Genomic DNA, 22142 nt, shown 5'->3' on the forward strand with positions numbered 1-22142 from the left:
CTCAGAGCTCCGCGAGCAGCTGCTGAACCGTCCGCTCCACGGCCTCGGGGTCGTCGTGCCAGTACTCGCTCAGCTGCGGCGCGACCGACGTCTCGACGACGGCCTCGAACCACGGCCACAGCTCGCTCGCCTCGGTCTCCGGCGTGAAGTAAGAGTGGCCGATCCGGAACGACTTCCCGAGGCTCGGATCCGCCGCGATCTCGTCGTTCATCACCGTAATTCGTCGCTGGACCTCGTCGATGTGCTCGGCCGGAGCCGCCCGGAATCGGTCCCGCAAATGCGCCTTCCAGGCGTCATTGAACTGCGGCTCGAGCTCGAAGAACGCGAAGCGCCGGCGCAAGGCGAAGTCGACCAGCGCCAGCGACCGGTCCGCGGTGTTCATCGTGCCGATGACGTGGAGGTTCTCCGGCAGGTGGAAGCGGTCCTCGTCCTCCCGGGTGTAGGTCAGCTCGAGAGCCTCACGCTCGGAGCGCTTGGTGTGCTCGAGCAGCGTCAGCATCTCACCGAGAGCCTGCGCGGGGTTCCCCCGATTGAACTCCTCGATGATGATCACGTGCGGGATGTCGGGGTCCTGCCGCGCGAGCTCTGCGTGCTGCAGCAGTGGACCGTCGACGAGCTCGAGGGTGCCGTCACCGCTCGGTCGCCATCCGCGCACGAAGTCCTCGTAGGACGTGCCGGGGTGGAACTGCACCGCCCGGACGCTCTCCTCGTCATCGAAGCCGATCAACGCGTAGGCGAGCCGTCGTGCGAGCCAGGTCTTGCCCGTGCCGGGCGCACCTTGCAGGACGATGTTCTTCGTCGACTGCCAGCGGTCGACGATCCGCCGGAGCTCCTGCGGGGAGTGGAAGGCTCCGTCCCCGATGATCGACTCCACTGTGTAAGGTGCATCGCCCGCTGCGTCGATCTCCCCGTTATCCAGCGACTCCTCGTCGTCGCTGTCGATCCAGAAGTCGGACAGCGGGGGCTCGTAGAACTCCGGCAACGGGCCCGGTGACGGCGACATCCACTCCCGAAGTGCCGCGAGATCGACATCGAGATCACCGCTCGCGGCTCGGCCGGTCTCCTCGGGGAAGAACGCCGCGACGATCCTCTTCTTGTGGGCGTCGTTGACGATTGGGAAGAAGTAGTCGGGGTGACCCATATAGGTGAGGGAGCCTCGCAGGGAGAGCTCTGGGGAGCCGGGCGAGCTGTTCACGATCTCGCGCCACGCGAGCGGTTCCTCGAACCCCCGGTCCAGCTCCTCCGCAGTGAGCGTCCGCAGGTGACGCACGAACTCGATCAGCGTGGACAGCTGCTGGAAGCGGCGCATGCTGAAGGAGACGCCGCCACGGAAGATCGGCGACTCGAGCGCTTCGACGACCTCAGCAGGGATCTCGTACTCTTCGCTCGCGTTCCTCAGCACCCGCTCGAGGTTCGCGATCTTGGTGGCCGGGAGGAACTGCATGAGCGGCAGCATCTGCAGCAGGAAGATTTCCGCGAACAGCACCCTGACGTCGTCTGCGACGCCTTCCAACTGCAGGTCCAGCTTGGTGAAGAAGTCCTTGCCTGAGACGTCCGGGTGCTTCACGAAGCGTTCGACGAGGATCTCGATGTTCTCGTCCGTCCAGACATCATGATCCGTAAGCACGGAGCCCCCGTTGCGAGCGCACTCGAGTAGCCGCTCTGCCTCCCGGCTGACCGGCCCGTCGTTGTCGATGACCTCGCATGCAGGGGGTTCACCCAGGATCGGACCGAAGGCGACCTCGGGGACATTGGGCTGAGCGGCGTCGAACTCGGCCAGAACCTCCTCTGCGCGCTGGGAAGTGACGTTCCCGCGGGCGACGTTCCACTCGGTGACGGCTTCGATCATCTCGCGCGTGAGTCGCCAGGGCTTGTTTCTCGGGTGCTCGGGGTACTTCGCACGCAAAGTGCGACGAACGTGCTCGTTCGCTTTCAGGCCGAGCTTCTCTACGAGGTCGTTCGGTCGCCATGTGGTCATGAGGCAGACCGTAGCGGGTACGTGCGACCGTTGGAGACTGATCGCGGATCAATCATCGGGCACAGCGCACTCGTGCGCCCGGTTGTCGGCGGGGTCAAGCTGTCGTCACACGTCCGCAACAGCGTCTGCAATCGATTCCAGCGCTGAGCTGGAGTCCGCGACGAGCGCGGCGAGGTCGATCCGTCGCGCTCCGGCCTGCAATACCGCGATCTCGGCGTCGAGATCGCGTCGACTAGGCGATCGTGATGCCGGCAGCCAACCATTCCGAGATAGCGTCACGGGCGACCGGCCCGATCGTGACCTCCTGGTCGCCACTGGTGCACGTCACCCACACTCCAGAGCCGTCGTGGTGCATGGTGAGCGCGTCATGGTCGCGATCGGACAGCTCAAGCGGATCAATCATCATTGCGAACTCCGAGCAAGGATTATGGCACCGAAGACACGTGCGGGAACATGTGCGGAGTCGGCCCGTCATTGGACCGAGCGACACGAGGAACAGGGTGTCCCCCATTGAAGTTCGGAGCCGCAACGGCCGCGGATTGGATGGGACTCCTCAGCATCCTGTCAAGCTGCTGGCCCGGCCCCCTCGGCCCAGCTATCGCATCGATCGCGCCACGTGGATCATGGCTCCACCCCGCACGTCGTCCTCGCACCGCTCGCGCTGCCGTGGGCGCTGGTGTCGGTCACTCCCGGCACGCTCCGTCGCGGTCTCTACGTCGACCCTTCGCGAACCGGGATGGTGATTCTGTACTGCTCAAGCCCGGCCTTTGACGTGCTCGTCTTGATGCCGGCCATGCTCGCCATATTCACCCTCGGCGTCACTGTTAGTTGACGTGCTGACCTGAATCAGTGTGGCTCGATCCCCAGGGCGTTTCCTCGCTTCATGGCGATGGTGGCGACAGCAGCCGTCGGGATCCGAGCCGCTCGGGATCCCAGTTTCAGGATTCTGCCTGGAGATTCCCAGCTTCACCGTCGTCTCGATCACACGTCCAGATTCCTCGATCTGTTGTAGGTAACCCGCGGGTAGTGTGCGACCGAAACCAACGATGGCCTGGGTTGCTGCGCGCTCGCGCGGCCATCGGGGCATCCTTCGACGCCCAGCCCTGGAGGTAACGTGCCGCGCTCCGCAAGTTCTCACTCACCGACTCGACGAAGCGTGATGCGCGGAGCTGCGTGGGCAGCACCTGTCGCCATCGCCGGCGTCTCGGCACCCGCCCTCGCCGTGTCCCCCACCTGCGCGAGCCAGGACGTGACTCTCAACTGGGGCTTCGCCCAGTATTCGGGGACTCCGTCGCTGACTTCATCGTTCACGACCAACGTGACGTTCAACCCGAACCCCCCGAACAGCACCTATCCGAGCCTCAACTCGCCGCTCCGGGCCACGATCGTGCACACGTATTTCGGTCAGGCGCGAGGCTCCACCCCGAACGGCACCATCTCGACCTTCAACGTCGGAGGCATCGGTCAGGTCGGCTACTACGTCCGGCAGCAGATCGGGGCGACGGGAAGCGCGACGCCCAGCGCTAACGACTATCAGACGATCCGATTCACGTTCAGCGAGAGCGTCAGCAACTTGCGCTTCTCCATCACCGATATCGACCGCGCTTGGACGACCACGACGAGGGACTTCATCGACGGAGTCTCCCTGACCAGCAGCTCGCGGTTCACCGCCACAGTCCCGAGCGGATCCACCGTCACTGGGGCGGGCACTGCCGCGAGCCCGTGGCAGAACAGCACCGAGGGCAACAAGAGCGAGGACGGCCCTGGCGGACAGATCGACATCGCCTTCACCGGGCCCGTCCAGACGTTCACCATCCGCTACGACAACATGGGACGACAGGCGATCACCAGCGGCGTGAACAACGACCAGGCAGTGTTCGTCACAGGATTCCGAACGAACCGCCCCACCCAGTGCTGATCACAAGGTGACCAATGCAGAGCGCGCCATCGATCTGTATCGGTGGCGCGCTCTGCATCTCGGCGGCTCTCTGACGCCAGTCAGAGGATTCGCTCCACCGCATCGTCACCCCGAGCTCGAACATCTGCTCTGGAGGCAGTCCTAGCTCGATCGCATGCGAGCTCACAGCAACGTATTGAGTCAGAGCCGTTCTCTGCGCAGCGCCGCCTCACCACTCGGCTAGAAGAACCCGTCGCCTTCGGCTCGGCTCTTGTAGCGGGACAGGAATGCCGCCATCGCATCGCGCAGGATCGGCTCCTTCGGCCGGTACTCGAAGCGCGGCCACTTGCCCCACCCGCGCGAGATGCCGTTCTCAGCCATGAACCTGATCGGTCGAGCGAAGCCAGCGCTTGCGGGGACATCGACGAAGTCACCTCCCCCCGGCCTCTTCGGGTTCGGGGAACCGGCCAGTCGGTACATGAACGCGGCCATCTCCTCGCGCGTGACGGCCTGGGCCGGCCGGTAGGTGCCGTCGGGCCAGCCGGTCGAGATCTTCTTGTGCGCCAGCCAGGAGATCTCCTTGTAGAAGACGTGGCGCGGGGAGACGTCGCGAAACGGCGACTTCTTCGGCGGGGTGAACGACGGCGACTTCGCGAGCCGGTAGAGGAACGCCGCCATGACGTCGCGGCTGACCGTCGCCCCAGGGCGATACGTACCGTCGTCCCAGCCGCGGGCGATACCGACGATTGCCACGTCCTCGATCTCCCGGAAGAACACGTTCTTGACCGGCACGTCGGTGAAGCGCCGCACCTCGATCGAGGCTCGGTACTTCTCGACCTGGATGTCGCTGCTCACCTCGTAGACGCCGGGAGCGTTAGCGTTGATCTGGCCTTCGGGGGTGGTATCCAGGTACTCCGGGCCCCACGTTGTGAAGAGGTCGACGAGTGGACGGATGCCGGACGGTGTGCGCAGGTCCGACATCGCGGTGTCGCCGATCATCATGAGCTTCGGCGCGTGCAGTACGAGACCCTTCACGGTCCCGGGTTGGAACCCGATCTGCACGCGATAGGAGCCCTCGCTCGGCACCTCGGCGGAACCGCTAAGTCCCCGTCTGAAGGTGGCGTGCACATTGCCACCAGCCGTGGTTACCGCCACTCCGAGTTGCGCTGATTCGGCGTTGAGCATCCACCACAGCTCACTGCACCCCTCTGCCTTCTTTCCCCCACTGGCGATCAGGGCGGGCACTTGGTCCCGGCCCCATGTCTGCAGGAGCAGCTGGTAGACGGCGGAGGCATCACCTCTGGCGATGTACTCCACGCTGATCGGGGCGTACTTGCTCCCCAGTTGCTTCATCGAGAATCCCGAGAAACCGGTGGGCCTGGTGGTGCTGAAGCGGGCGACGAGCTCGGCGACACGCTGCAGGGAGGCCAGCTCGAGTCGCGAGTCCCACTGGGCCTGGGCAGCAAACGTCTCGGCGTCGCGGACGTTGCCGTTCCGGAGCAGCCACGCGCGCAGCGGCATGCCCTGGTACAGCATGTCCTCCCGCGCGAATAGCTCTCGGCGCAGCGTCTGGATCGCCGAGATCGCTGCCTCTCGGACGCGTCCCTGGTCGAGGGTGAGGGGGACGTACGCACGGTAGAAGCCGTAGACGTCGCGAATCCCGAGATCCATGCCCGTCTCGAGGACCGGCAGCGCCCAGAACGCATTGCGGTCGGTCACGTACTTGGGCACGCCGCCGCCCTTGGTGGGCGCGGGAAGAGCGTGTGCTGACGGCGCGGGGAGAGCGCAGAGGGAAGTGCCGGCGAGTCCGGCGATGAGCGTCGAGAAGAGCAACCGCCGAGGCATCTGTGCGGTGCCCGGCAGGTGTCCTGGCATGAGCTGAAGTATGAGGCCGGGAGGGGCCCCTGTCCATCGTCGACACGACCTAACCCACGGGCGCATCCGGTCGGCCGTCCGGGGTGCAGCCCCTGCGCTTAGGCTGCGCCGGGTCGGTGGTTGCAGACCATGCTGGCCGAGCTTCCACTACACCCACGTCGCCCCGCGTCCGATCGCGAGCGACAGCGGCTACATGGGCACGCCGCCGGCGACCTGCGCAGCACACGACTCTGCCACCTCGTCGCTCGCCTCGCGGTGCCCGGGCCGGTTCCGCGGAGCCTCGGGGCACGCCCGGAAGAGCCGTCAAAGCTCCTGCAGCTGTCACTCCGTGGATGCCACCTCGGTCCATGGCCCCCTCCCTTCACTCGGGGTTCGCCTGAGCTGCCCATCCAGTCCACCGCAGACCACACAGCACACCGCTGGCGAATCATGCCGCTGCGAGCTAGCAGGCGACATGGACCACGACAGACGTGTCGGATAGAATCGACACATGGTCTCGATCCGTCGATCCGCGACGTTCACGAAGTGGCTCGACGGGCTGAGGGATCGTCGAGGCCGGGCGAAGATCCTGATGCGACTCGAGCGGTTGAAGCAGGGCAAAGCTGGTGTCACTCGAGGAGTCGGGGACGGCGTCTTCGAGCTCAAGATCGACACGGGCCCGGGCTACCGGGTCTACTGCCTCCGCGACGGCCACCAACTGATCATCCTGCTGTGCGGCGGGGACAAGTCGTCACAGGACAGGGACATCGAGCAGGCCCACGACATCGCCCGAGCATGGCGGGACCAGAACGGGAGAGGTGCACGCGAATGAGCAACGAGATCAACGCCGTCGAGACCTTCGAGCCCTTCGACGCCGGTGACCACCTGCGGGACGAGCGGGACGAGCGGGCGCTTCTTGATGTCGCGCTCGAGGAGTCTGCGGAGGATCCGACCGCTCTGCCGGCCGCGCTCGGCATCATCGCCCAAAGCGGCAACATGAGCGCGCTTGCGTCCGAGGTCGGGATGAGCCGCGACGGGCTGTACACGGCCCTGTCGGAGAACGGGAATCCGACCTGGTCGACGCTGACGAGGGTGCTCGCAGCGCTCGACCTCGAGATTAAGGTCGTGGCCCGAAGCGACTCACCTCAGAAGATGCCGGTCAAGAAGCACACGTCGAAGGTGCAGCGAGCTCGGCGGTACCGAGCGTCGCACGAGGCCAGGACGACCACCTGAGCCGTCAGCTCGCGGTCGGGGGCAATCACGCGACGACTCGAACATCTACTGCGCGTCGATGCGGCGGATTCGGTGGTGGGTATCGACTCTCGAGACGCTTAGCTCTCCGCGGCCGCAGTGGTCGACACCCGGAGCGCCATGGGGTCGGCCTGCATCGAACACGCAGGATGCATAACGTTTACCTCATGGTCTTTGTTCGTGAACTTCGCCGCCACGAACAATAGTTGAATGGGCAATTTTCCCGAAACGCTTCACAACGTACTTCCCCACGGGTAACGTGATTGGCGTCACGCACCGACGACGATGGGGATCAAAGTGCGCGCCTCAAAGATGGGGATCCTGACAACAGCCGCGGTCACAGGCCTTCTCCTGGCGGCAACGCCAGGAGTCGCAGTGGCAGCACCAACGACCGATGAACTCGTCAAAACGGTCACACCGGACGAGGCGACGCGACTCGACATCGCCGAACCAAGCACGCCGGAAAGGCGTTCGGGCGGCAACGACGCTTCTGCGCAGAACGGTGACGGAGTGGGGCTCATCCTCAGCGACTCGACCGGTGAGTACAGCGTCCCGGTCACAGTAGGTGACGCAACGTCACTGAACATGGAGAGTGCCGATGCCAGTAGTCCGGTCGGAGAGGACTCCTCGGGCTCTCCGATTTACGCTCAGCAGCTGAACGATCACCAGCAGCGGGTCATCACCAGCATCGACGACTCTGATGACGCGAGCTCCTTCCGGTACGAGTTCGATCTCGGACCCAACCAGGCGTTGGATGTGACCGACGAGGGAATCCCGTTCGTCTACGAGGAGGACGGGGATGAGTACGTGATCGTCACAGTGCTCTCAGCACCGTGGGCCAAGGACGCCGAGGGCAGAGATCTCGCCACGTCGTACTCGGTCGAGGGGGACACCGTCGTGCAGACGGTGGACGTCACCGATGCGTCATTCCCGGTGGTCGCCGATCCCACGTGGACAGTCGGCGGTGCGAGGGCTGTGGTGCCGTCGACCCGCGGCGGAGCGGCCGACATCTTCCTGAACAAGAAATACTCGCAGGACTTCACTACGGTGAACAACTTTACCTGCGGGTCTGTCGCGGCAGTAATCGGGCTCGTCGGGACACCTCTTGCCGGAGTCGGCGCGGGAGTGATTTGCGCAGCCGCAGCCGCCGCTTGGAGCGTAAGTCTGAATCACAATCAGTGCGCCGTTCTCACACTTCGCACCACCGTTCCTCCGGTGCTTGTCCCGACCATCTACACTGGAGGCTGGTGCAAGTAGTTCCTGCCCTCCCCATACAATCCGATGGAGGCACCCATGTCCGCGGGAGTTCTACTGGTCCTTGCCCTAGCCGCCTTGAGCTTCGGCTCGGGGCTGGCCGGTGGCAAGAGAGTCCTGGCGAGCATCGTGACGCCGGCGGTCCTGGTCCTCTTGAGCATCGTGGCTAACCACAGTGAGATCGTCGCCCTCCCGGAGGGGACGGCGGTAGCCAGTACCTTTGCGTGGTTGTTCGGGTTCCTGATGTCCATCATCGCGGTGGAGCGTCGAGCCGAACGCTCGAGTGCGGCCGGAGCACACGACCATCAGCACTCTCCGGTGCGTTCGGGAGGTCCGACTCCTCGCTGAGTCGACGCCTCCTGCTGACTCCCCGCTCTCGCTCTCCATGCCCACGGTGGTAAGGAGCGGGAGCGGCGAGCTTCGTCAGCGGATAGTCACACGCGGAGATCCGTGCTCCCAGCGGGTGGCGGTGACGGTAGTCCTGCTCATCTGCTTCTTCTTCTGGTCGACGGAGTTTGTGGTCGTGCGGTCGACACTTGAAACGACCCCGGTGCCAAAGTGACGAGATGATGATGCCGACTGACTGACTCACCCGAGCTCTACGGGCGCGATGAGCCCGGAGTCCTTCCGGTCCAGAGTCCGCACGTTGTTCACGGCGCGGTCGACCGGGTGGGTCACCAGCGAGCCTGCGATCTTCTCGGACACCTCGCCGAGCAGGCCGTGGAGGTGCTCGCGCTCGTCCTTCTCCACCTTGCCCGGGGCGAGCCACTCCCCCATCGTCTCCTCGTCGAGGAACGCCGGCATCCGGTCGTGGACGTCGCCGGCGGCGTCTCGCGCCTCGCGGGTGATGACCGTGAAGGACACGTCCCAGCCGCCCTCGTCGTTCTGCTCGGCGGTGGTCAGCCCCGCGGCGTGCAGCACCTCTCCGGGCTCTGTGTTCTCGGGGTGGACGTAGTAGGGCTGCTTGCCGTCGTCCATCTCGACCCACTCGTAGTAGCCGGACATCGGCACCACGGCGCGCGAGCTCGCGAAGCCTGCACGGAACATGCCGTTCGTGTGCGCCGTCTCGAAGCGGGCGTTGATGGGCCGCGGACCCTTCTCCTTCGCCCAGGCGGGCTTGAAGCCCCAGCGGGCGAGCTCGAGCGTGCGCTGCACCTCACCGGCGTCGTCGACGTGCTCGCGCACGACCGGAGCCTTGGTGCGCGGCGCGATGGAGAACACGGGGTCCCAGTCGAAGGCGGGTTCGGAGCCGATGGCGTAGGAGTGGAGCAGTCCCTGGGTGTTGCCGGGGGAGAGATTCATTCGGCTGAGCATTGTTCTCAGGGTTCTGCGTCAGTGCCGGATGAGGCGAGAGCCCGGCTCTGGGTCGCGCCTCGGGTTCGATGCCTACTACGTGAGCCCCTCGTGCTCCGAAGCTTTGAGTTGTAGATAGTGAAGTTGAAGGTTCGAGGCTATCGTCGTGCCATGTCCGTCGATGAGCTGTCTGCGAGTGCCCAGAACTATCTGAAGGCGATCTGGGGGTTGTCCGAGTGGAGTGACGAGCCGGTCACGTTGAAGCTCATCGCGCAGCGAGCTGGCGTTGCTCTGTCGTCCGCTTCGGATGCGGTGCGGAAGCTGACCGAGCAGGGTCTGCTGTCCCATGCGAGGTATGGCTCGGTCGAGTTGACGGAGGTTGGTCGATCGTACGCGCTGGTGATGGTGCGGCGGCACCGCCTGATCGAGACGTTCCTAGTGGAGACGCTCGGGTATCGGTGGGACGAGGTCCACGAGGAGGCCGAGCAGCTCGAGCACGCCGTCTCGGACCTGATGGTGGAGAGGATCGATGACGTTCTGGGTCGCCCCCGGCGTGACCCGCACGGCGATCCGATCCCTGCAGCGGACGGAACAGTGACCGTGCCTGATGCGCGGCGTCTCACCGACGTCGGATTGGCGGGCAGGTTTGTGGTCGAGCGGATCTCGGACACGGACCCGGTGATGCTGCAGTTCTTCGAGTCCCAGGGCATCGGAGTCGGGGCCACTCTTGTGGTCGCGGCGGGAGCACCGTTCTCCGATGCGCTGGAAGTCCGAGCTGAAGAGGCGGGCTCGCCAACGTTGCTGGGACGCTCTGCGACAGATGCCCTCTACGTCTCTGCGGATCCCACCTGATCCTCACGCCGGCGAGCCGTATCGCGTCGATACCGGCGAGCTCCGACCTTCCTGCTGAGCAAGCCGTGCTTGGGACTGATGAGGTAAACGAGTGCGAAGGCGCATCCCTGGGTGAGGACGACGAGGCCGCCTGGTGAGGCGTCGACCCAGTAGCTGATGTAGATCCCGACCACGGAACAGAGTGACGAGAGGACCGGCGCGATCACGAGCATCCGCCCGAAGCGGTCGGTGAGCAGATAGGCCGTCGCTCCGGGAATGATGAGCATCGCGACGACGAGCACCACTCCCACGACCTGGAGAGCGGCAACTGCGGTCAGCGCCAGAAGGCCCAGCAGCAGCGCGCCGAGGAATCGGGGAGATAGGCCGATCGCGTGGGCGTGTGTCGGGTCGAAGGCGTAGAGCGTGAGGTCGCGGCGTTTGAGCACCAGGGCGATGAGAGCCACGGTGGCCAGGATCGCGATCTGGACGAGGTCTGCGCGGGAGACGCCGAGGATGTTGCCGAAGATGATGTGGTTGAGGTCGGTCTGGCTGGGTGTGACCGAGATCAGGACCAGCCCGAGGGCGAAGAGAGTGGTGAAGACGATGCCGATGGCGGCGTCCTCCTTCACGCGGCTCGTCCCGCGGACGAGACCGATCATGCCGACCGCCAGGAACCCGAAGACGACCGCGCCGATGGCGAACGGGACACCGAGGATGTAAGCGATGACGACTCCTGGGAGGACGGCGTGAGAGACGGCATCCCCCATGAGCGACCATCCGATGAGCACCAGCCAGCACGACAGCAGTGCGCACACCACGGCAGCGATCACGGTCGTGACGAGCGCACGGGTCATGAAGTCGTAGGAGAGCGGCTCGAGGAGCCAGTCGAGCGGGGTCATGCGGCACCCTCCTGCTGCAGAACGTCCAGACCGAAGGCGAGAGCGAGCCTCTCGGGCGTGAGGGCCTCGTCCACCGGGCCGTGGAAGAGGATGGTTCGCAGCAGTAGCACGGCGTCGTCGGCCAGCTGCGGCAGAGCATGGAGGTCGTGGGTGGAGACCAGGACGGTACGGCCGTCGTCAGCGAGTGCGCGGAGAAGATCGACGATGGTGGCTTCGCTGCGCTTGTCCACGCCGGCGAAGGGCTCATCCAGCAGCATGATCCGTGCGTCCTGGGCGATCCCGCGGGCGACGAAGGCGCGCTTTCTCTGCCCGCCGGAGAGCTGGCCGATCTGCCGATTCGCGTACTCCGTGAGTTCCACCCTCTCCAAGGCTTCGTCCACAGCGATGCGGTCAGCGGGCCGAACACGGCGCGTGGCGCCCTGGTGGCCGTACCTTCCCATCATCACGACGTCTCGGACAGAGACGGGGAAAGCCCAGTCGACGTCCTCGCTCTGGGGGACGTAGCCGACGAGGCCTCGCCGCCTGGCCTGCGCCGGCTGCGCGCCATTCAGCAGGACGCTGCCTGCATCAGGCCGGACCATGCCGGTGATCGCCTTGAACAAGGTGGACTTCCCGGAGCCGTTCATTCCGATCAACCCCGTCACCGCACCCGCCCGCACCGCAACAGATACGTCGTTGAGGGCGAGCACATCGCCGTAGCGGACGGTGACACCTTTGACATTGATCACCGCTGTCGTCATGAGTCCTGCCCGGTGAGTCCCGCAGTGATGGTGTCCGCATCGTGGCGGATCAGATCCAGGTACGTGGGCACCGGGCCACCTTCCTCGGAGAGCGAGTCCACATACAGCGTTCCTCCGAAGCGTGCATCCGTAGCACCCACGACCTGCTGCATGGGGTCGTCGGAGACCGTCGACTCGCAGAACACGGCGGGGACCTCGTTCTCGTCGACGAACTCGATCGCGGATGTGATCTGCTGCGGAGTGGCCTGCTGCTCGGCGTTGACGGGCCAGATGTACTTCTCGGTCAGCCCAGCATCTCGGGCGAGGTAGGAGAATGCGCCCTCGCAGGTCACCAGCGCTCTCTGGCTGGTCGGAAGGCCTTCGAGCTCGCCCGTCAGGTCATCCTGCACCTGCTGGAGCTGCTGCTTGTAGGTCTCCCCGTTCCTCTCGTAGTCCTCAGCGTGTTCCGGGTCGAGATCGCTGAACGCTGCGACCATGTTGTCGACGTACACCTGCACGTTCTTCGGGCTCATCCAGGCGTGCGGGTTGGGCTTGCCCGCGTAGGCGTCCCCCGCGATGTCGATAGGATCGATCCCCTCCGAGACCACGACATGAGGTACATCGACTTCCTCGACGAACTGGCCGAACCACACCTCCAGGTTCAAGCCGTTGTCCAGGATCAGGTCGGCATCCGAGGCCTTCCGGATGTCTCCTGGCGTCGGCTCGTACCCGTGGATCTCCGCGCCAGGCTTCGTGATTGACTCGACCACGAGGTGGTCGCCCGCAACATTCTCCGCGATGTCCTCCAGCACGGTGAACGTCGTCAACACCACCGGCTTCTCTCCGTCGTCGGCAGCATCCGGCCTGGCTCCACCGGAGCAGCCGGTGAGCACCAGCGCCGCACTCGCAGCGACTGCGCCGAGCGCAGCCTTCCATCGTCCTCGCACGTGCATCGGTGACCTCTCTTCGTTCACGGCCACAGGCGTGGCCACTTCTGGACCCTCAGATCGTAAGGTTCGGTATGCCGAAGTTACAAACCCGGCGTGGCGTACGCTTGAGGGCTGCCAGGCCTGATATCACTACATGTGTCACCCCCGCGGGGTGCGGACCCAACATCTAGTAGTTCGAGGTCAGTCGGATGGGACGACAACGAAGGAGGGATCGATGACGGCAGGCATCGAGCGCGCAGCACCGGGACTCGGGACACGTGACCTGACACCACAGGAGTCAGCAGATCTTGTGTTCTTCTCCAGCGTCTCCGAGAACACGCTGCGCTTCGTGGAGAGGCTGGGGCGGCCTGCGGTGCGGATCCCGCTCCGACCCCGCATCGAGGGGATGATCCGCGTGTGCCGCCCCTTTGTTCTGGTGGTCCCCACCTACGGCGGCGGCGAGCAGGCCGGGGCCGTGCCGAAGCAGGTCATCGCCTTCCTCAACGATCCCGCCAATCGTGCTCTGCTGCGCGGGGTCATCACTGCGGGCAACACCAACTTCGGCGAGCACTACTGCCTCGCCGGCCCAGTCATCTCCCGAAAGTGCGGCGTCCCAGAGCTCTATCGCTTCGAACTCCTGGGCACCCAGCGCGACATTGAGCGCGTGAGCGAAGGGCTCGACCGCTTTTGGGCACGAACCGCCACGACGAACGACAAGAACAACGAACAGAGGAGAACAGCATGACCGCCACAACAGCCGTAGAAGGCTCCATCACCCCTCCGGCATACCGACACGACCCCAGCGCACCGCTGCGTCCGATCAACTGGAACCGCGTGAGCGACGAGAAGGACCTCGAGATCTGGAACCGCCTGACCGCGAACTTCTGGCTGCCCGAGAAGGTGCCCCTGTCCAACGACCACCAGGCCTGGCAAGCACTCGCGCCCCATGAACGAACCCTCACTATGCGAGTCTTCACGGGCCTCACCATGCTCGACACCGTGCAGGCCACCGTCGGGGAGATCTGCCAGATCCAGGACGCCCGCACCGAGCACGAGGAGGCCGTCTACACCAACATCGCCTTCATGCAGTCCGTCCACGCCCGCTCGTACTCCTCGGTGTTCTCGACCCTGACCAGTACCCGAGAGATCGATGAGGCCTACCGCTGGGCGATCGGCAACGACCTGCTGCAGGAGCGATGCAAGAAGGTGCTGCAGCACTATTACGGGCCCGACCCGTTGAAGCGGAAGGTGTCCTCCACCCTGCTCTCCAGCCTTCTGCTCTACGCCGGCTTCTACCTGCCGCTGCACTTCTCCGTGCACGCCACCCTGACCAACACCGCCGACATGATTCGACTCATCCTGCGCGACAAGGCCGTGCACGGCTACTACTCGGGGTACAAGTACCAGCGCGGCCTCGAGGCTCACCCCGACCGCCGCGACGAGATGAAGGAGTTCACGTACACCCTGCTCGAAGAGCTCTACGAACTCGAGCTCGACTACTCCGGAGAGCTCTACGAACCCCTCGGTCTGATGGGCGACGTCGCCGCCTTCGTGCGCTACAACGCGAACAAATCCCTCATGAACCTCGGGTACCCGGCACGGTTCACCGCCGACGAGACGTCAGTCAGCCCAGAGATCCTCGCCGCCCTCGCCCCCAGCGCCGACGAGAACCACGACTTCTTCAGCGGAAGCGGATCGTCGTACATCATCGGCAAGGCCGAGCACACCAGCGACGACGACTGGGACTTCTAGACACGCAGACTCACCTGTCGAACGCGAAGCGGTACCGCGCTTGCCCTAGATCGCTCCGGTCCGGGGCAAGCACTCAGCGCAGACCGTGCCGCGGCAGACCTGAACCCGTCCGCAGGTCTGCCGCAACGGAGCGCCTCGCCACTCGCGCACTCAGATCGATCTCGAGCACGTACCGGCCGCACATGATGGTCTCCTTCGGCGTCGTGGGTGGCTATGGTAGACAGGTCGGTCGACGGCCGAGGAAGCACAGGGCTAGGTCGCCCTGCCGGAAGGTCCGAGCGAGATACCAGTACTGGCCGAGACCGGCGTCAGCCGACCCCTCGCGGTCAGTGTCCAGCGAGAGACGGCTCGGTAAGATGGGCGGGACCAGCACACAGCCCCCAGGAGGCCCGGATGACTGCCCCAAGCCCGGGCCGGCGTGGATGAGCGCTCGCTTCACGTTCGACAAGCCGATGCGGGACTGGCACGCGCGGAAGCGGTACCTGCATGCGCACTACAGCAACCTCGACGGTGTGAGGTTCCGGCCGACCGGTGAGCCGGCGACGACAGTGCAGACGTCGACCGGCCCGCTGGTCTTCACGACGTCCACGCGCCTTCATGGTCTGACCTGCCTCGTGACCGAGGCCGCCGGGAACGCTACGGCCGGCAACGCCATCGATGAGCTGCTGACCCTGCGCTACTCGAAGGATCCGTGCACCGACACGGCCGAGTCAGGCCGACACAAGGTGCGCCAACTGAAGTTCGGGCCGAGGGACCGCGCGACTGGGAAGAGCAGGACCCGTGCCGAACTCGAGGCCTGGGACGAGGTGTGGAAGCACTACCTGCACATGCTCGGCGGCGTGCTCCCCGACCTGCGCGCGGACACGATCGAGGACGAGCACCGCAGGACCGGGCTCGGCCGCCACGGGATGCTTCTCGGCCTGCACGCGGCTGTAGGCCGGGAGCCGATGCTCGCACAGACCCCGGAGCGCCGACACAGCCGGCTGAAGACCGAGAACCTCGGGGAGATGCTCGAGATCCCGGATCCGGCGGAAGTCACAGCCGTCGCCGATATGCTCCACCTGGCGACGCAGAGTCTCCCGGCCCCCTCGCAGCTGACACGGTCGATGACGAGACCCCTGTGCGGACACGGCGAGGCTGACCTGCTGCTGGACGAGACGCTGATCGAGGTGAAGTCCGGCGGCAGCACCAGGATCCAGTCCTTGCTGACCGGAGAGCACATTCACCAGCTGCTGGGGTACGTCCTCTCGGTGCCGCCCGCGCTCGAGAAGAAGCAGCCCATCACGCGCGCCGGCTGGTACCTCGCCCGATTCGGCCTGCTCTGGGACTTCCCGATCGAGGAGATCCCGCGCCTGCTGTACGGGAAGCCGCTCAGCCTCGAGGCAGCGCGGGAAGCGTTCCGACGCGGGGTGCCGCCGGACGAGGTCGAATCGGTCGCCTGAGGAGCACGCTCAGTCCATGTGTGGAAAGGGACAGTCATCGAGCTCGGCTATCAACTGTGCCGCGGCGCTGCACTTCCCGCTTCAGGTGATGATGAGGAAAGCTCAGCAGGACGGTCGGGCGGACGTGAAGGGGAGGCCCTCGAGGGCCTCCCGAGCAACCTCGTCGACGCGAGGAGCAAGGACCTCCTCGCAGATCCGCCGGCATCCACGGACCAACCGGTACCGGCGGTCGTGGGACATCCCCTCGAGCTGGGCCAGCGTCGGCGGCAGGTCACGACAAGCCTCGAGGTACAGGCGGTAGACGCTCGAGTCCTCTGCCATGCGGGCCAGCTCCGCCAGCACCTCCGCCTTGAGATCCTCGGGATCAGCCTCCGCACGCAGCTCCTCGAGCAGCTCAGGCTCCATCTCGTAGTCCCCAGGCCAGTAGCTGCGATACCGCTGCTCGAGCGCCTGATGCTCGATCGTACGACGCGTGACCCCTTCGGGCACGTCGAGGACGACCCGGTCTCGAACCCGAGCCGCCGCCTCACGGTACGACTGTGCATCCACATCCATCCGCCGCTCCTCACCCGCGACCCGGCGCAGCCTCGCCAGGAACTTCGGGTCCGCCTCGGCCGCGATGATGCGCTCAGTCGCGTAGCGGGTCTCGCCGAGCAGAGTGCGGATCAGTGCGGGGGTCCACCCGCGCGAGATGAGCCCGTGACGAGTCAGGGAGCCGCCCTCAGGGAGAGCCGAGCGGTCGAGAGATCGGATCGTAGGTCGAGTCGGTCATATCGCGCTCCTTGAGCCTCTGCCTAGGGATGCCTCGCCTAGTCGAATCACGCATACCCTGTTGGACATGGCTCGTCTACGGCCGCGACGCTTGTGAAGCTGATCAGTAAATGGCGCGCTTCTGGTGGGGGTGAGTGGCGTTAGCTGGTGATGAGGGTGCTGGCGGCTGCTTCGATGACGTCGTCGGTGATGGTGTCGAGTTGGTTGATCTTCAGGACGCGTCCGATTTGAGGGAAGAGCCGTTCGAGGAGGCGGAAGTTGCCTCGGGTGATGCGTTCGATCGCGGCGATGGCCTGGGCGTCGGTGAAGTCTTCGGGGTCGAGGGTGCGACCGAGGCGCTTCCAGTGGCGGGTCAGGACGAACAGCAGTTCCTCACGTGCGAGGGCGCGGTAGCGGTGGGAGAAGCCGAGGCGGCTGTAGAGCTGGGGGTAGTGGCGGAAGCGTTGGTCGATGCCGGGCATGCCGATGAACATGAGGGCGACGTGGTGGCGGTCGTGGAGGTCTCGGAGGAGTTCGAGCGAGGTCGGCGTGAGCCTTTCGGCCTCGTCGATGATGATCAGTTCGGTGAAGTCGATGGTGCGGGGAACGTCGGTGGTCGTGATCTTCCCGGTTGCGCAGAGGTGCTCGTAGATCAGCACTCCGACCTTGCCGCGGTAGAACTCGATGTCGCGCATGAGATCGCGGTGCTTGGCGAGGACCTCGGGGGTGTAGAACACGGTGCGGGATCGGTGGGCGGCGGCGTAGTGCTTCAGGTCGGCCTCGGTGCGTGGCCCCCAGGCGTGGATGAAGGGTTCGAGGGTGTCCCAGTGGGCGTACCGGCGGGCGGACTGCGTCTTACCGACCCCGGCCTCGCCGTGGCAGATGCCGATCGTGACGTCCTTGCGGATGGCGCCGGCGAACTCGGTGAAGCGGCGGTGTTCCTTGGTGACGATGAAGTCGCGGTTCATCTACTCGTCCTCTTCGTAGGTCTTCAGGCGCTTCCTGGGCCGGCGTACGGAAGTGGCTGGAGTGGGAGGGTCGGCAGGGGGTCGTGGAGTCGTGGGGATACGGTCGTTGATGTCCTTGCGCAGCTGCCGGCGGCGGGCCCGTCGGGCGGTTTCGATGTCGTGGAGGCTGTACCGCTGGTTGGGGTGAGCTTCATCGATCGCTGTGCATACGAAAGTGTCGTGGTCGTACACACGGATCTCGGACAGGTCCCGGGGGTCGTAGCGGATGGTGACCGTACGTCCGACGAACGAGGCGAGCGTGGGCGAGAGGTAGCGCTGACCTTGGAAGCGGATCCCATCGCGCTGGACGGTGCGATGCTTGGAGACCCGCAGAAGCAGCCCGTCGAGTTCCTCGAGACTCTCGGGGAGTCGCGGCAACCATCCCTCAGCGATCCAGGCCGCCTTCGGGCTCGTGCGGATCGCGGTGTGCGCGCGCTGGTTGTACTGGTCAACGAACTCCCCGACGGCCCGGTCGAGACCAGGAAGGTCCAGCACCGGCACAGGGTGTGGGCGTCCAGGGGTGAGGCGCCCGGGCAGGGTCGCGAGCAGCTCGGTGTTGACGGTGTGGAAGAACCGCTCGATCTTCCCTCTGCCCTGGGGGCGGGCGACGGCGGAGTGGATGATGCGGATCTTCAACGCGATCGCGGTGTACTCGAGGTGACGGCTGGTGAAGTCGCTGCCGTGATCGACGTAAAGGACGTCGGGGATGCCGCACATCGGCAAGGCGGGGTCGCTCTTAGGCCAGATCGCTTGGCGCAGCGCCAGCGCGGTGTTCATCGCCGACGGTGCGCCCTCGAAGACCATGTACCCGCAGATCGCCCGCGAATAGTCGTCCATGACCGTGGTCAGCCAGGGCCTGGATGGTCTCCCACTGGGGTCCTTGATGAGGATGTCGAGCTCGGTGTGGTCGACCTGCCACAGGGCATTGGGCCGCTCAGCGCGATGGCGGAAGACGAGCTCGTGGCGGTCCCGGTAGGACTCTGGCCCCTCGAGAGCGAGCGTCACCATCCCTGGATCCAATGCCTGCACGACCGACCGCACCGTCGCGTAGCTCGGCGTACTCACGCCTCTTCGTGCAGCCTCGGCTACGGCCAGGCGGTGCAGCGTCGCGATGCTCGGGCGAGGCTTGGTCAGAGCCAGGTGCTCCACGAAAGCCACCAGCTCAGGCGCGGTCCGCCGCACGCCGGCATCGGCGCGCTGCGCCCGCTCAAGAGCCGAAATGCCACCTGTCCGGTAGAGACTGTGCCAGCGCGAGAGCGTTCGCTCTCCCACCCCAGTCTCCCGTGCGAGACTCGCCAGCGGGATGCCGTCTTCGACGTGGAGCCGCAGAATCTTCCACTTCTGCGACCCGTCCATGTCACGCCTGCGCGATGCTCTCGCGAGCAGCCGCGTCCCGCTGGTGGCGGTAGAGCGTCGCCCGTGACCACCCCACCAGGCGCGCCGCCTCCTCAGCGGTACGGCCCTTGGCTCTCTCTTCGGCAGCGATCGCCAGCTTGCGATCCACGACCTCCGGGTTCACGGGGGGTCGGCCGAACTTGGTGCCCTGGGCCCGGGCTGCTGCGATTCCCGCGTTGACGCGCTCGGTGATCAGCTCTCGCTCGTACTCCGCCAGCGTTGCCAGCATCCCCAGCATGAGCCGGCCCGACGACGTCTCGGGATCGATCCCGTCGGAGACCGACTGGATCTTCACGCCACTGTCCCGCAGCAGGCTCACGGTGTTGAGTACGTCGATGAGCGACCGGCCCAGTCGGTCGATCCGCCAGACCACCACCGTGTCCTCAGGTTCCGCGTAGGCCAGGAGCTTCTTCATGCCCGGACGCTCCGCCGCACTCTTCGCCCCGGACGTCACGTCCGAGAACACGTCCCGCTTCTGCACCCCCGCCGCATGGAGAGCGTCGAGCTGCAGCGCCGGATCCTGCCCCGCCGTCGACACCCGCGTGTACCCCAGAAGCCTCATCACCACATGATGCCTCACAAACTCGCTGCTCTGGAAGATCTGAGACGCAACACGGTGCGACGACTTCACGAGACACCGCCGCTCGGTATCGACCCAGCTCGAGACGATCCCTTCGCCGCTCGGCTGTGTGTCTCGTAAAGCTGTAGGTTTCCGCAACGCGACTAGGTAGGCCGTCGGCAGTGTGTGGCGTGGAACGCTGCGAGTTGTGTTGGAGGCCCTATCTAGCGTCCCCACAGCGAATGGTGACGGTTTTGCAGATTCCGGTGTGTGGGAGCCCAGTGTGGTGTCGCACCGAGTGCTGTCGGTGACCTGAGCCCCAGCCGGGGGACGACTGGCGTAAGCAGTCCATGAGGATCGGCTCGAGAGCCGTATGGATTCCGTGAGGACGCCTGTCCCGCCGCCGTGAACGGTGTGTGCTCGGTATCGCGCCGCACCTCGGCGTGCGACCGCCGGACGGCGGCCGCCCCTACTCAGAACGGAGTCCTGCTGTGCTCGACGTCCTCTCCGTGGTCGGCGTGATCGCCCTATTCGCGGTCGTCGCCCTCATCGCGCGGGCGGTGGAGAAGCTGTGATCGTACTCGAGATCCTCGCCCTCCTCCTCGGTCTCGCCGCGATCGTGTACCTGTTCATCGCCCTGCTTGCACCGGAGCGTTTCTGATGGACTGGCTCTACCTCGTCGCGAGCGTCCTCACACTCGTCGCCGCTCTCGCGGTCGTGTACCGCCCGATGGGCGACTACATGGCCTGGGTCTTCACCGCCCCAGTCTCCTCGCGCTGGGAGACGCGCGTGTTCGCCGTCCTCGGCGTCGACTCCTCCCGCGAGCAGTCCTGGCCCGCCTACCTGCGGTCCGTGCTGCTGTTCTCCCTGGTGGGCGTCCTCGCGCTGTTCGGTCTCCTGCGGCTCCAGGAGCTGTTGCCCTACTCCCTGGGCAATGAGTCGATCGATTCGGGGGTCGCGTTCAACACCGCGATCTCCTTCGTGACGAACACCAACTGGCAGGCGTACTCCGGCGAGGACCTCTCCTACACGGTCCAGTTCGCCGGTCTCGCGGTCCAGAACTTCGTCTCGGCCGCCACCGGCATCGCCGTCGCGGTCGCGCTGGTGCGAGGCCTGGCCCGGCGCCGCACGGGAACGATCGGGAACTTCTGGGTCGATCTGCTGCGTGGCACCTTCCTGGTGTTGCTGCCGGTATCGATCCTCAGCGCCGTCGTGCTGATCGCAGGCGGCGTGGTGCAGAACTTCCAGGGCTACGTGGACGTCACGACCGTCGCGGGCGGCACCCAGACACTCCCGGGCGGTCCGGTCGCGTCGCAGGAGGCGATCAAGGAGATCGGCACCAACGGCGGCGGCTTCTACAACGCCAACGCCTCCCACCCCTTCGAGAACCCGACCGGCTGGACCAGCCTGTTCCAGGTCTTCCTTATCCTACTGATCCCCTTCTCCCTTCCGCGGACCTTCGGGACGATGGTCGGCGATCACCGTCAGGGCTACGCGATCGCCGCGACGATGGGGACCCTGTACCTCGCCTCGGTGTCCGTACTGGCCGCCTTCGAGTTCGCCGGGCAGGGCACCGCCCCTGAACTCGCCGGCGCCGCGATGGAGGGTAAGGAGACCCGCTTCGGCCTGCCCCAGTCCGTGCTCTACGCGGCGACCACCACCCTCACCTCGACCGGCTCCGTGAACTCGATGCACGACTCGTACACGGCGCTGGGCGGAATGGTCCCGATGGTGAACATGCTCCTGGGCGAGATCGCCCCCGGCGGCGTGGGCGCCGGGCTGTACGGCATGCTCGTCATCGCGATCATCGCCGTGTTCGTGGCGGGCCTCCTCGTCGGTCGCACCCCCGAGTACCTCGGGAAGAAGATCGGCCCCAGGGAGATGAAGCTCGCAAGCCTCTACATCCTGGTCATGCCGCTGCTGGTGCTCGGCGGTGTCGCCCTCAGCTTCGCGGTTCCTCCGCTGCGCCACAGCATCGAGAACGTCTCGCTGACCAACACCGGCTCGCACGGCCTGTCCGAGGTGCTCTATGCCTTTGCCTCGGGCGCGAACAACAACGGCTCCGCCTTCGCGGGGCTGACCGCCAGCACGCCGTGGCTGACCACCGCGATCGGCGTGGCGATGCTGCTGGGCAGGTTTCTCCCGATCGCCCTGGTCCTTGCCCTGGCCGGCTCGTTCGCCGCGCAGGACCGGATCCCGGCGACCTCCGGCACCCTGCCCACCCACCGCCCGCTGTTCGTGGGCCTCACCGTCGGCACGGCGCTGCTCGTGACCGCACTCGTCTTCTTCCCCGTCCTCACCCTGGGACCGCTCGCTGAAGGGCTGCAGTGAC

At 65.6% G+C, this 22142-nt stretch carries 22 protein-coding genes; 11 read left to right on the forward strand and 11 right to left on the reverse strand.

Annotated elements, in window-relative coordinates:
* Position 1: 1 nt before the first annotated feature.
* Both A4A78_RS17895 and A4A78_RS17695 read right to left on the reverse strand, forming a co-directional pair.
* Positions 2 to 1978, reverse strand: a complete 1977-nt coding sequence (locus A4A78_RS17895; RefSeq protein ID WP_197466615.1) for an McrB family protein — start codon at positions 1976 to 1978, stop codon at positions 2 to 4.
* Positions 1979 to 2210: 232 nt separating this feature from the next.
* Entirely contained in the window at positions 2211 to 2384 is a 174-nt protein-coding gene (locus A4A78_RS17695) for a hypothetical protein (protein ID WP_156488531.1), read from the reverse strand.
* A gap of 753 nt (positions 2385 to 3137) precedes the next feature.
* Between A4A78_RS17695 and A4A78_RS02650 the strand changes: the two genes are divergently transcribed.
* The gene (locus tag A4A78_RS02650; RefSeq protein ID WP_062946874.1) at positions 3138 to 3896 is read left to right on the forward strand and encodes a hypothetical protein; all 759 of its coding nucleotides are present in this window, start codon (positions 3138 to 3140) and stop codon (positions 3894 to 3896) included.
* A 219-nt stretch (positions 3897 to 4115) separates the two neighbouring features.
* Here A4A78_RS02650 and A4A78_RS02655 read toward each other — a convergent pair whose 3' ends face one another.
* A complete protein-coding gene (locus A4A78_RS02655) occupies positions 4116 to 5750 on the reverse strand; it encodes an S-layer homology domain-containing protein (protein ID WP_197466616.1) in 1635 nt (544 codons plus the stop codon).
* A gap of 490 nt (positions 5751 to 6240) precedes the next feature.
* Here A4A78_RS02655 and A4A78_RS02660 point away from each other — a divergent pair, with 490 nt between their 5' ends.
* The 3 genes from A4A78_RS02660 to A4A78_RS02670 all read left to right on the forward strand — a co-directional run bounded on the left by A4A78_RS02660 (position 6241) and on the right by A4A78_RS02670 (position 8237).
* Positions 6241 to 6561: a type II toxin-antitoxin system RelE/ParE family toxin gene (locus A4A78_RS02660; RefSeq protein WP_062946876.1), complete on the forward strand. Its 321-nt coding sequence runs from the start codon at positions 6241 to 6243 to the stop codon at positions 6559 to 6561.
* Positions 6558 to 6962 (forward strand): addiction module antidote protein, encoded by a 405-nt coding sequence (locus A4A78_RS02665; protein WP_082835152.1) that lies wholly within the window; start codon positions 6558 to 6560, stop codon positions 6960 to 6962. Before A4A78_RS02660 ends, A4A78_RS02665 begins: the two co-directional genes overlap by 4 nt.
* Before the next feature lie 303 nt (positions 6963 to 7265).
* Positions 7266 to 8237, forward strand: coding sequence for a hypothetical protein (locus tag A4A78_RS02670; protein ID WP_156488533.1), 972 nt, complete (start codon positions 7266 to 7268; stop codon positions 8235 to 8237).
* A 585-nt stretch (positions 8238 to 8822) separates the two neighbouring features.
* Here A4A78_RS02670 and A4A78_RS02680 read toward each other — a convergent pair.
* Positions 8823 to 9536, reverse strand: coding sequence for an SOS response-associated peptidase (locus A4A78_RS02680; RefSeq protein ID WP_156488534.1), 714 nt, complete (start codon positions 9534 to 9536; stop codon positions 8823 to 8825).
* A 162-nt stretch (positions 9537 to 9698) separates the two neighbouring features.
* Between A4A78_RS02680 and A4A78_RS02685 the strand changes: the two genes are divergently transcribed.
* Positions 9699 to 10379, forward strand: a complete 681-nt coding sequence (locus A4A78_RS02685; RefSeq protein WP_062946880.1) for a metal-dependent transcriptional regulator — start codon at positions 9699 to 9701, stop codon at positions 10377 to 10379.
* On the opposite strand, the gene A4A78_RS02690 is transcribed toward A4A78_RS02685, so the two are convergent.
* The 3 genes from A4A78_RS02690 to A4A78_RS02700 are packed head-to-tail and all read right to left on the reverse strand — an operon-like array spanning position 10355 to position 12929.
* Positions 10355 to 11257 carry a metal ABC transporter permease gene (locus A4A78_RS02690; protein WP_062946881.1) on the reverse strand — a complete coding sequence of 301 codons (903 nt, stop codon included), beginning with the start codon at positions 11255 to 11257 and terminating at the stop codon, positions 10355 to 10357. The two genes, A4A78_RS02685 and A4A78_RS02690, sit on opposite strands and share 25 nt — an antisense overlap.
* Positions 11254 to 11997: a metal ABC transporter ATP-binding protein gene (locus A4A78_RS02695; RefSeq protein WP_062946882.1), complete on the reverse strand. Its 744-nt coding sequence runs from the start codon at positions 11995 to 11997 to the stop codon at positions 11254 to 11256. The genes A4A78_RS02690 and A4A78_RS02695 overlap by 4 nt, the downstream gene beginning before the upstream one ends.
* Complete coding sequence (locus A4A78_RS02700) at positions 11994 to 12929, reverse strand: metal ABC transporter substrate-binding protein (protein WP_082835153.1); 936 nt, start codon at positions 12927 to 12929, stop codon at positions 11994 to 11996. Before A4A78_RS02700 ends, A4A78_RS02695 begins: the two co-directional genes overlap by 4 nt.
* Before the next feature lie 211 nt (positions 12930 to 13140).
* On the opposite strand from A4A78_RS02700, the gene nrdI reads away from it, so the two are divergent.
* The 3 genes from nrdI to A4A78_RS02715 all read left to right on the forward strand — a co-directional run bounded on the left by nrdI (position 13141) and on the right by A4A78_RS02715 (position 16099).
* Entirely contained in the window at positions 13141 to 13650 is a 510-nt protein-coding gene (gene nrdI, locus A4A78_RS02705) for a class Ib ribonucleoside-diphosphate reductase assembly flavoprotein NrdI (RefSeq protein ID WP_062946884.1), read from the forward strand.
* Complete coding sequence (gene nrdF, locus A4A78_RS02710) at positions 13647 to 14657, forward strand: class 1b ribonucleoside-diphosphate reductase subunit beta (RefSeq protein WP_082835154.1); 1011 nt, start codon at positions 13647 to 13649, stop codon at positions 14655 to 14657. Before nrdI ends, nrdF begins: the two co-directional genes overlap by 4 nt.
* 182 nt (positions 14658 to 14839) lie before the next feature.
* Positions 14840 to 16099, forward strand: a complete 1260-nt coding sequence (locus A4A78_RS02715) for a hypothetical protein (protein ID WP_156488535.1) — start codon at positions 14840 to 14842, stop codon at positions 16097 to 16099.
* Between the two features lie 102 nt (positions 16100 to 16201).
* Here A4A78_RS02715 and A4A78_RS02720 read toward each other — a convergent pair whose 3' ends face one another.
* The 4 genes from A4A78_RS02720 to A4A78_RS02735 form a co-directional block, all read right to left on the reverse strand.
* A complete protein-coding gene (locus tag A4A78_RS02720; protein ID WP_062946886.1) occupies positions 16202 to 16654 on the reverse strand; it encodes a hypothetical protein in 453 nt (150 codons plus the stop codon).
* 356 nt (positions 16655 to 17010) lie between these two features.
* Positions 17011 to 17817: an AAA family ATPase gene (locus tag A4A78_RS02725; RefSeq protein ID WP_062946887.1), complete on the reverse strand. Its 807-nt coding sequence runs from the start codon at positions 17815 to 17817 to the stop codon at positions 17011 to 17013.
* Entirely contained in the window at positions 17818 to 19212 is a 1395-nt protein-coding gene (locus A4A78_RS02730) for a Mu transposase C-terminal domain-containing protein (RefSeq protein ID WP_062946888.1), read from the reverse strand.
* Between the two features lies 1 nt (position 19213).
* Positions 19214 to 19813, reverse strand: coding sequence for a recombinase family protein (locus tag A4A78_RS02735; RefSeq protein ID WP_062947965.1), 600 nt, complete (start codon positions 19811 to 19813; stop codon positions 19214 to 19216).
* Between the two features lie 440 nt (positions 19814 to 20253).
* On the opposite strand from A4A78_RS02735, the gene A4A78_RS18240 reads away from it, so the two are divergent.
* From A4A78_RS18240 to kdpA, 3 genes are read left to right on the forward strand one after another with little or no spacing between them, the layout of a single operon-like run.
* Complete coding sequence (locus A4A78_RS18240; protein ID WP_255360952.1) at positions 20254 to 20385, forward strand: hypothetical protein; 132 nt, start codon at positions 20254 to 20256, stop codon at positions 20383 to 20385.
* A complete protein-coding gene (locus A4A78_RS17700) occupies positions 20382 to 20471 on the forward strand; it encodes a potassium-transporting ATPase subunit F (RefSeq protein WP_062946889.1) in 90 nt (29 codons plus the stop codon). The genes A4A78_RS18240 and A4A78_RS17700 overlap by 4 nt, the downstream gene beginning before the upstream one ends.
* Positions 20471 to 22141, forward strand: a complete 1671-nt coding sequence (gene kdpA / locus A4A78_RS02745; RefSeq protein ID WP_062946890.1) for a potassium-transporting ATPase subunit KdpA — start codon at positions 20471 to 20473, stop codon at positions 22139 to 22141. Before A4A78_RS17700 ends, kdpA begins: the two co-directional genes overlap by 1 nt.
* Position 22142 lies beyond the last annotated feature (1 nt).

The organism is Brachybacterium sp. sponge (assembly GCF_001613775.1).
Taxonomy (GTDB): domain Bacteria; phylum Actinomycetota; class Actinomycetes; order Actinomycetales; family Dermabacteraceae; genus Brachybacterium; species Brachybacterium conglomeratum.